General features: G+C 70.2%; 9 protein-coding genes. 8 read left to right on the forward strand and 1 reads right to left on the reverse strand.

Annotation, left to right across the window (positions count from 1 at the left end):
• Positions 1-463: 463 nt before the first annotated feature.
• The 6 genes from trpS (at position 464) to AB0C38_RS22075 (ending at position 5,630) form a co-directional block, all read left to right on the forward strand.
• Entirely contained in the window at positions 464-1,498 is a 1,035-nt protein-coding gene (trpS, locus tag AB0C38_RS22050; RefSeq protein ID WP_360676155.1) for a tryptophan--tRNA ligase, read from the forward strand.
• 256 nt (positions 1,499-1,754) lie between these two features.
• Entirely contained in the window at positions 1,755-1,955 is a 201-nt protein-coding gene (locus AB0C38_RS22055) for a hypothetical protein (protein ID WP_360676158.1), read from the forward strand.
• A gap of 45 nt (positions 1,956-2,000) precedes the next feature.
• Positions 2,001-3,011, forward strand: coding sequence for an inner membrane protein YhjD (yhjD, locus tag AB0C38_RS22060; protein WP_360676160.1), 1,011 nt, complete (start codon positions 2,001-2,003; stop codon positions 3,009-3,011).
• A gap of 56 nt (positions 3,012-3,067) precedes the next feature.
• Positions 3,068-4,174, forward strand: coding sequence for an acyl-CoA dehydrogenase family protein (locus tag AB0C38_RS22065; protein ID WP_360676163.1), 1,107 nt, complete (start codon positions 3,068-3,070; stop codon positions 4,172-4,174).
• An 8-nt stretch (positions 4,175-4,182) separates the two neighbouring features.
• Positions 4,183-5,187: an NADP-dependent oxidoreductase gene (locus AB0C38_RS22070; protein ID WP_360676166.1), complete on the forward strand. Its 1,005-nt coding sequence runs from the start codon at positions 4,183-4,185 to the stop codon at positions 5,185-5,187.
• Positions 5,184-5,630: a helix-turn-helix domain-containing protein gene (locus AB0C38_RS22075; protein WP_360676169.1), complete on the forward strand. Its 447-nt coding sequence runs from the start codon at positions 5,184-5,186 to the stop codon at positions 5,628-5,630. The genes AB0C38_RS22070 and AB0C38_RS22075 overlap by 4 nt, the downstream gene beginning before the upstream one ends.
• Here AB0C38_RS22075 and AB0C38_RS22080 read toward each other — a convergent pair.
• Positions 5,627-6,865, reverse strand: coding sequence for a D-alanyl-D-alanine carboxypeptidase family protein (locus AB0C38_RS22080; protein WP_360676172.1), 1,239 nt, complete (start codon positions 6,863-6,865; stop codon positions 5,627-5,629). The two genes, AB0C38_RS22075 and AB0C38_RS22080, sit on opposite strands and share 4 nt — an antisense overlap.
• 43 nt (positions 6,866-6,908) lie before the next feature.
• Here AB0C38_RS22080 and AB0C38_RS22085 point away from each other — a divergent pair, with 43 nt between their 5' ends.
• Both AB0C38_RS22085 and AB0C38_RS22090 read left to right on the forward strand, forming a co-directional pair.
• Positions 6,909-7,145, forward strand: coding sequence for a hypothetical protein (locus AB0C38_RS22085; RefSeq protein WP_360676175.1), 237 nt, complete (start codon positions 6,909-6,911; stop codon positions 7,143-7,145).
• 63 nt (positions 7,146-7,208) lie between these two features.
• Complete coding sequence (locus AB0C38_RS22090; protein WP_360676178.1) at positions 7,209-8,603, forward strand: S8 family serine peptidase; 1,395 nt, start codon at positions 7,209-7,211, stop codon at positions 8,601-8,603.
• Positions 8,604-9,010 lie beyond the last annotated feature (407 nt).

The following is a 9,010-nucleotide window of genomic DNA, read 5'->3' on the forward strand; positions in this document are numbered from 1 at the left end:
GTAAGCCGACCCTCTAGGTACGCGAGCCGACCCTCCAGGCACGTAGCCGACCCTCCAGACACGCGAGTCGACTCTCCAGACACGCGAGCCGACCGTCTAGGCACGTAGCCGACCCTCCGGGTACGCGAGTCGACCCCCCAATCACGCGAGTCGACTCTCCAGACACGCGAGCCGACTCTCCAGACACGCGAGCCGACTCTCCAGACACGCGAGCCGACTCTCCAGTCACGCGAGCCGACCGTCTAGGCACGTAGCCGACCCTCCGGGTACGCGAGTCGACCCCCCAATCACGCGAGTCGACCCTCCAGACACGCGAGCCGACCCTCCAAGCACGTCAGCAGGCCTCCCGCCGGCGCCGTCCGTCGCGGCCCGAGTCAGGTTCCCGTGCGGCGCAGGTTGGAAGAATCCCCAGCTTGGGCCCCCTCCGCACCCACCGCGCCGCCCGGCCTGGAAGAATCCTGGCGTGTCCGAAGAGCAGACCGTCGCCGCTGAACGCCGTCCGCGGGTCCTGTCCGGGATCCAGCCCACCGCCGACTCGTTCCACCTCGGCAACTACCTCGGTGCGTTGCGCCAGTGGGTGCGGCTGCAGGACACGCACGAGCCCTTCTACTGCGTGGTCGACCTGCACGCCATCACCGTCGAGCAGGACCCGAAGGTGCTGCGGCAGCGCACCCGCGTCTCGGCCGCCCAGCTGCTCGCCATCGGCATCGACCCGCAGCGCAGCGCCCTGTTCGTGCAGAGCCACGTCCCGGAGCACGCCCAGCTGAGCTGGGTCCTCGAATGCCAGACCGGCTTCGGCGAGGCCGGCCGGATGACGCAGTTCAAGGACAAGTCCGCGAAGCAGGGCTCCGACCGCTCCAGCGTCGGCCTCTTCACCTACCCGATCCTGCAGGCCGCGGACATCCTGCTCTACCGCGCGGACGCCGTCCCGGTCGGCGAGGACCAGCGCCAGCACCTGGAGCTCACCCGCGACCTCGCGCAGCGCTTCAACAACCGGCTGGGCAAGACGTTCGTCGTACCCGAGCCGTACATCATCAAGGACACGGCGAAGATCTACGACCTCCAGGACCCGACGGCCAAGATGAGCAAGTCGGCCTCCAGCGTCAACGGCATCGTGGAGCTGCTCGACGACCCGAAGCGCTCGGCGAAGAAGATCCGCTCGGCGGTCACCGACACAGGCCGCGAGGTCAAGTTCGACGCCGAGAACAAGGCGGGCGTCTCGAACCTGCTGACCATCTACTCGGCGCTGACCGACCGGACGATCGCGGACCTCGAAGCGGCGTACGAAGGCAAGGGCTACGGCGACCTGAAGAAGGACCTCGGCGAAGTGTTCGTCGAGTGGGTGACCCCGATCCAGGAGCGCGCGAAGTCCTATTTGGACGATGTCGCGGAGCTGGACAAGGTCCTCGCGGCGGGCGCGGAGCGCGCCCGCGACGTAGCGTCGAAGACGCTGGCCAAGACGTACCAGCGAATCGGTTTCCTGCCGCCGGTGCGCTAGTGCCCGGCAGGCCGCCCATCGAGGCTCGGCTTTGGCGCGGTGGCCCACCCCCGCCCTCTCCTGGGGGGCTGCCCCGTGTCCAGTTTATCGGTGGACGGCGACAGTTCGGGCTTTTGCGGCCGGTGCACGCCCGGTTGTCCACAATCGTCGGTAGCTGTGGACAACCGCCCGCGGTAGTTGGCCGCCGGCCCGGCCGGGGTTCGCCGAACGGCTTGAAGCGCTGGCCGTCGAGACCGGCGCGAGCTTCCACGAGATCGTGCTCCTGCCCGGCCGCGAGGAGACACGGCGACGTTTCGCCGGCCGCGGTCCGTCGGAAGTCGAGACGGCCGCGCCGCTCACCGAAGCCGAGCTGTCTGACGCCTACGACCGCGTGGCCGCGTACGCCGCGACGCGGCCGCGAGCGTCGATCCTCCGCGGGGAGACGACCTACCGGGAACTCCTCGCCTCCCTCACGTAGGCCGCTCGCGTTGCGGGAGTCACCGGGCGTGGTTAGCGTTTCACGGTGGCGAACGAAGAGAAGGAAAAGCTCCTGCCGCGGCTGCGGCGGAAGTACCCGTGGCTCGATCACCTGATCCGGGCGAACGAGGCCTTCACCGAGCGGTACGGCAACCACTACGCCGCCGCGATCACCTACTTCAGCGTGCTTTCCGTCTTCCCGCTGTTCATGGTCGCCTTCGCCGTGGTCGGGCTGGTCGTCAACCACGACCAGACGATCATCGACAAGATCACCAGCGGCATCAACGACTCCGTGCCGGAGGGCCTCAAGGAGCTCGTCAGCGGCATCGTCAAGGGCGCGCTGGACTCCGGCGGCGCGATCGGGATCTTCGGTCTGCTCATCGCCCTCTACTCCGGCATCGGCTGGATGTCGAACCTCCGGGACGCGCTCACCGCGCAGTGGGGCCAGGAAAAACAGTCTCAGCCGATCGTCAAGCAGACGCTCAAGGACCTCGTCGCGCTCATCGGCCTCGGGGTCGCGCTCATCGTCTCCTTCGCGCTGACCGCCGTCGGTGGCGGTGTCGGGCAGTTCCTGCTCGAGCTCGTCGGGCTCGAACAGCAGACCTGGGCGATCTACCTGCTCCGCGCCGCGACGATCGTGCTCGGCCTGATCGCCAACACCCTCGTCTTCCTCTGGGTGATCGCCCGGCTGCCGCGGGAGCGGGTCGCGCTGCGCAGTGCCGTCAAGGGCGCCGCGGTCGCCGCCGTCGGGTTCGTCATCCTGCAGCAGGTCGGCTCGATCTACCTGGCCAGCGTGACGAAGTCGCCGTCGGCGGCGCTGTTCGGGCCGGTCATCGGTCTGCTCGTGTTCGCGAACCTCGTCTCGCGCTTCCTCCTGCTCATCACGGCGTGGACCGCGACGGCGAAGGAGAACGAGCGCAAGGTCGTCGTGCCTCCGCCGCCGGTGCGGCTCGAGCAGAGCGTCACCGTGCAGCGCGGGCCGGGCATCGGCGCCGTCGCGGGCGCTTTCAGTGCCGGTGCGCTGCTCGCGTGGCTCGGAGGCCGCCGCAAGTCTTGACAGCGGGAGGGTCGGTAAAGAAACTGAACCGGTAAGAATTATGAACCGGAGGTTTCATGCTGGACGCCGCCCGCGAGTGCGCCGCCCTCGCCAAGACGCTCGCGCCCGTCACCGAGCGGAACCGCGCGCTGCCGGCCGAGCTGGTCACGAAGCTGACCGACGCCCAGCTCCTGCGCAGCGGCGTCCCCGGCCACCTCGGCGGCCCCGAAGCGCCGCCCGCGCTCAGCCTCGAAACCGCCGAGACGGTCGCGCGCGGCGACGCCTCGGCCGGCTGGTGCGTCTCGATCGCCGTGACGAGCAGCCTGCTCTCGGCCTACGCCCCGCGGAAGTGCGCCGAGGAGGTTTTCGGGGACCCGAAGACCGTCGCCGCCGGCGTCTGGGCGCCGCGCGGGAAGGGACAGCGCGTCGACGGCGGTTACGTCGTCTCCGGCCGCTGGTCGTTCTGCAGCGGCATCCCGCACTGCGACTGGCTTTTCGCCGGGTTCGTGCACGAAAGCGAGCTTTACGTCGCCGCGTTGCCGAAGGCCGAGATCGAGGTGCTCGACACCTGGCACACGAACGGACTACGCGGCACCGGCAGCCACGACTGCGTGGCCGACGAGCTGTTCGTCCCGGAGCACCGCGTCTTCTCGGTGATGGGTGGCCCGCCGGCCGACGCCGTCGCGCTGCACCGCTTCCCGCTCTTCGGCTACTTCGCGCTTTCGGTCGCGGCCGCCGCGCTGGGCAACGCGCGCGGCGCGATCGACGACCTCGTCGAACTCGCCTCGACGCGCAAGCCCCTCGGCTCCAGCCGGTCGCTGGCCGAGCGGTCGCAGACCCAGGCCGCCGTCGCCGAGGCCGAAGCCGCCCTGCGCGCGGCGCGGCTGCTCTATTACACGAGCATCGACGACGCCTGGCAGGCCGCGCAGAGCACCGAACCGGTGCCGGACGCACTCAAGCTGGGCCTGCGCCTGGCCGCCACGCACGTCACGCGCACCGCCGCGAAGGTCGCCGAAAGCATGTACGACCTGGGCGGCGGCGCGGCGATCTACGAGACTTCGCCCTTGCAGCGCCGCTTCCGCGACGCCCACACGGCGACCGCCCACTTCCAGGTCAACCCGGCCAGCTTCGAGCTGTCCGGCAAGCTGCTGCTGGGCGTCCCCGCCCGCACCGAACAGCTCTGAGGAGTTCCGTGCCCGTCAACGCCCAGTACCGCCTTGCCGCCCGCCCGGCCGCCGGGCTGCCGAAGGACACCGACTGGCAGTACACCGAGGAAGCCGTCCCGTCGCCCGGCGAAGGGGAGTTCCTGGTCGAGGTCCGGTACCTCTCGCTGGACCCCGCGATGCGCACGTGGATGAACGCCGGCCGGTCGTACGTGCCGCCGGTCGGGATCGGCGAAGTCATGCGCGCGGCCGGGATCGGCCGGGTCACCGAGTCGCGCCACCCCGCCTTCAAAGCAGGTCAGGACGTTTTCGGCACCTTCGGCGTCCAGAACTACGCCATCTCGGACGGCACGGGCGTCACGATCGTCGACACGTCGATCGCGCCGGCGCCGACGTTCCTCGGCACGCTGGGGATCAGCGGGATCACCGCCTACTTCGGGCTCTTCGACGTGGGCAAGCCGGAGCCTGGCCAGACCGTCGTGGTGTCCGCCGCGGCCGGGTCGGTCGGGATCGTCGTCGGGCAGCTCGCGAAGATCCACGGCTGCCGCGTCGTCGGCATCGCCGGTGGTCCGGAGAAGTGCCGGACGCTGGTCGAGGAGTACGGCTTCGACGCCGCCGTCGACCACCGCGCCGGGAACGTCCGCGCGGACCTGAAAGAGCACGCGCCGGACGGCATCGACGTCTTCTTCGACAACGTCGGCGGCGACGTCCTCGAGGCGGCCCTCGCCCGGCTCGCGCGCGGCGCCCGGGTCGTGCTGAGCGGCGCCGTTTCGCAGTACAACAGCACCGAAGGCCCCCGCGGCCCGGCCAACTACATGCAGCTGCTGGTACGGCGCGCGTCGATGACCGGGTTCGTCTTCTCCGACTACACCGACCGGTACCCCGAGGCGACCGAAGCGTTGGCCGGCTGGGTGCGCGAAGGCAAGCTGAAGGCGCGCGAAGACGTCGTCGAGGGCGGGATCGCGAAGTTCCCGGAGACGCTGCTCAAGCTGTTCCGCGGCGAGAACACCGGCAAGCTGGTGCTGGCGCTGTGACCGACCTGACGCACCGCTTCACGGCGGACTCGGTCGGCCGGGCGCTCGACCTGGTCGGCGAGCGGTGGAGCCTGCTCATCCTGCGCGAGTCGTTCTTCGGCGTCCGGCGCTACGGCGAGTTCGCGCGCAACCTGTCGATCCCGCGTCCGACGTTGTCCGCGCGGCTGAAGACGCTCGTCGAAGCGGGCGTGCTGGCGCGCGTCGAAGAAGTGCCGGATCGGCCCGAGTACCACCTCACGGACGCCGGGCGGGACCTCTTCGGTGCCGTCGTCACGCTCATGCAGTGGGGCGACAAGCACCTCGCCGGGCCGGAGGGCCCGCCGATCCTGTTGCGGCACAACGACTGCGGCGAGATCAGCGAGACGTACGTCGCGTGTGGACACTGCGGTGGCGCGATCGCCACCGACCGGGTGACCCCGGAACCCGGGCCCGGTTTCCGCTAGTTCGCGGCCTTCTTGCGCTGGTGCCCGACCACGAACGCGCCGACGATGACGAGGAACACCACCAGCGTGATGATCCAGCCGGTGACGCCGAACGGGTCTTCCTTGGCCGCCGCGGCCGTCGACGTCCCGCTGCTGACGCTGCCGTCGGGGAGCACGGTCGGCGTGCTGCCCGTGTCGGTCGCCACCGGGGCCTGGTAGCTGATCTGACCGACCGCCACGGCGCGGTCGGCCTCGAGCGCGAAGCCGTAGTCGAGCAGCTTCGCCGCCTGGTCGACGACCTTCGTCGGCTTCTGCTCGGCGCGCAGCATGACGACCGCGAGCCGCTTGCCCTTCTGCTGCGCCGCGCCGACGTAGGTGTGGCGGGCGTCGTCGGTGAAGCCGGTCTTGCCGCCGAGGAAGCCGGGGTAGACGCCGAGCAGCTTGTTGTCGTTGTAGACCGGGACGGCCGGCTTGCCGCCGGTCGCCGGGATCTCGAAGTTCTTCGTCGAGACGACCTTCGCGAACTCCGGCTGCTTCATCGCGTAGTGGAAGATCAGGCTCAGGTCGTAGGCCGAGGTCGACATGCCCGGCCCGTCGAGCCCCGACGGCGTCGCGGCGCGCGTGTCGTGCGCGCCGATGCGGGCCGCCAGCGCGTTCATCTTCGTCACCGCGGCGTCGACCCCGCCGAGTGCCGTCGCGAACGCGTGCGCGACGTCGTTGCCCGAGTGCATCAGCAGGCCGTGCAGCAGCTGGTCGACGGTGTACTGGCCGCCCGCGACGAGACCGACGCAGGTGCACTCCTGCTCGGCGTCCTCCTTCGTCACGACGAGCACCTGCTGCGGGTTCAGCTGGGTGACCACGACGAGCGCGAGCAGCGTCTTGATCAGCGACGCGGGCCGCTGGCGGGAGTGCGGGTCCTTCGCGGCGACGACCGCGCCGGTGTCGAGGTCCTGCAGCACCCACGACGCCGCGGTGTTGCCGTCCGGCGGGTTGAGCGCGCCGTCCGGGGTGACCAGGCCGCACTCGGCCATCCGCGGGCCGCCGACCGGGACGTCGGGCACGGCCAGCGCGGGCGGGGCCTGCTTGCCGGGCGCGGGCTTCTCCGACGTGTCGACGGGGGCCGGCGGGGCCTGGCGGTTCGCGCACTGGCCCTGCTGCGGCGCCGCGGCCGCGAGGACCGGGGTGCTCAGGGCCAGGAGGGCGGCGGCGAGCGTCGTCGTGAAGACCTTGAGCGACCGGGAGACAGCGGAGTGCACCCACGCAATCTAGCGCCGAGGCGCGCGTCGCATACTCAGGGGCATGCGCATTTCGCGAGGCACCTCGCTGTTCCTGCTGGCCTTCGGCGTGTGGTCGTGGATCATCTGGATCACCTTCGCCAAGAACCTCTGGGCGAGCGACCAGTCGTGGGCCCCCGACGGCTCGCCGACCGCGTACTTCGTGGTGCACCTGGTGCTGACGGTCGTGTCGTTCGTGCTCGGCACGATCATCGGGGTGCTGGGCTGGCGCGGAGTGCGCGCGTCCCGCGTCGCCTCCTGACTTTGGTCGGTGGCGCGGTCCCCGGGGCCGGTTTAGGTTGACGCCACTGACTCTGGAGGTGGAATGTCCCGTTTACGCCGAATGGCGGCCCCGCTCGTGCTGGCCGTCGGGGGCGGCCTGTTCGCCGCGGCACCGGCCGCCGAGGCCGCGCCGGTCGCCTGTGACACGACGAGCACGCCGTACACCTACGTGGTGACCTACCAGCCGGGCACGCGCGCGTCGGCCGTCGACAAGGAGCTGGCGGCCAAGTGCGGCACGAAGGTGGCGTACTACGGCGAGATCGGCGTCGCGATCGCCAGTTCGCGCAACGCGGACTTCCAGCAGAAGATCGGCGTCTACCGGGCCTATTCGGGCGGCAAGGACGTGGCTTCTTCGGCTTCGGCCCGGACTTCGCTGGGCGCGGTGCGGACGCTTGAGGACACGCAGTCGGTGGCCGCCGCGGGTGACCTGTCGGCGCAGCAGTGGGACATGAAGGCGATCCACGCGCCGGAGGCGAACAAGAAGTACCAGGGTAGCCGTTCGGTGACGGTCGGCGTCCTGGACTCGGGCATCGACGCTACTCACCCGGCTCTCAAGGCCGCCGTCTCGCCTTCGGAGTCGGCGGGCTGCATCACGGGCGCCGCGGACACTTCGCCGGCGTCGTGGGCCCCGACGACGTCCGACCACGGAACGCACGTGGCGGGCACGATCGCGGGCAAGGACCCGGCGGCGGGCTTCACGGGCATCGCGCCGGGGGTCAAGCTGGCGTCGGTGAAGGTGGTCAACGACGAGGGCTACATCTTCCCGGAGTCGGCGGTGTGCGGCTTCGTGTGGGCGGCGAAGCACGGCTTCCCAGTGACGAACAACAGCTACTACATCGACCCGGGCATGTTCTTCTGCTCCCGCGAGCCCGGCGACGCCGCGGCTTACGAGGCGGTCCGGCGCGCGATCCAGTACTCGACGCACCACGGAGTCCTGAACGTGTCGGCGGCGGGCAACTCGGGCTTCGACACAACGGACCAGACGACCGACCCGAACCGTCCGCACCCGGTGGACTCGTCGTGCGGCATCCTCCCGAAGGCGATCGACGGAGTGGTGACGGTGTCGTCGGTGGGTTACGCGGGCACGAAGTCGTCGTTCAGCAACTACGGCGAGATCGACGTGACGGCGCCGGGCGGGGACTTCTCGCAGACGCCTCCCACCGGCGCCGGCCCGGCTTGCCCGTTGTCGACCACGGTGTTCGGCGGTCTGTACGGCTCGAAGTGCGGGACGTCGATGGCTTCGCCGCACGCGGCTGGGGTCGCGGCGCTGATCGCGTCGAAGTTCCGCTGGCTCCCGCCGCAGCTGCTGGCGAAGGTGCTGACGGGCGAGGCGGACCCGGTGAAGTGCGCGGCCGCGGAGACGGAGTGCACGGGGCCGGCGAAGAACAACTCGTACTACGGCCACGGCCTGGTCAACGCCCTGGACGCGGTGCGCTGACTCCCAATAAAGGAGCAGGGTGGTCATCCCGTCGCCTGAGGCCGTGAAATCACTTTGAGCCGGGCCCGCAACCCACAGCGCAACGCAAGACAGCGACGCAAGCTTGCGGGCCCGGCTCAAAGTGATAGGCCTCGATCAGGCGACGGGATGACCACCCAGCGGCCCACCTCCGAGAGGTGAGAAGACAGCGGTCCCGGTGGTCATCCCGGAGCCTGCCCGTCCGGCGAGGACAGTCTTTGCTTTTGCCCCTGCCGCAGCAAAGCAGCGGGTCCGACCTCCCCCGCCCCTCCGGTGGGATTCTCAGCCGCCGGTCGGGTTTGTCAAGGCGGGAAAGCGTGCGGAGTAAAAAACCACACCCCGCGCGAGAGAAGGGGGGGGTTAGTGGGGGGGGGGGGTGGTGTAGAGGT

The organism is Amycolatopsis sp. NPDC048633, from assembly GCF_040650695.1.
Taxonomy (GTDB): domain Bacteria; phylum Actinomycetota; class Actinomycetes; order Mycobacteriales; family Pseudonocardiaceae; genus Amycolatopsis.

Coding starts and splice junctions, on each gene's coding strand:
- AB0C38_RS22090 (WP_360676178.1), top strand. CDS start 7,209: ATGTCCCGTTTACGCCGAATGGCGGCCCCGCTCGTGCTGGCCGTCGGG.
- AB0C38_RS22085 (WP_360676175.1), top strand. CDS start 6,909: ATGCGCATTTCGCGAGGCACCTCGCTGTTCCTGCTGGCCTTCGGCGTG.
- AB0C38_RS22065 (WP_360676163.1), top strand. CDS start 3,068: ATGCTGGACGCCGCCCGCGAGTGCGCCGCCCTCGCCAAGACGCTCGCG.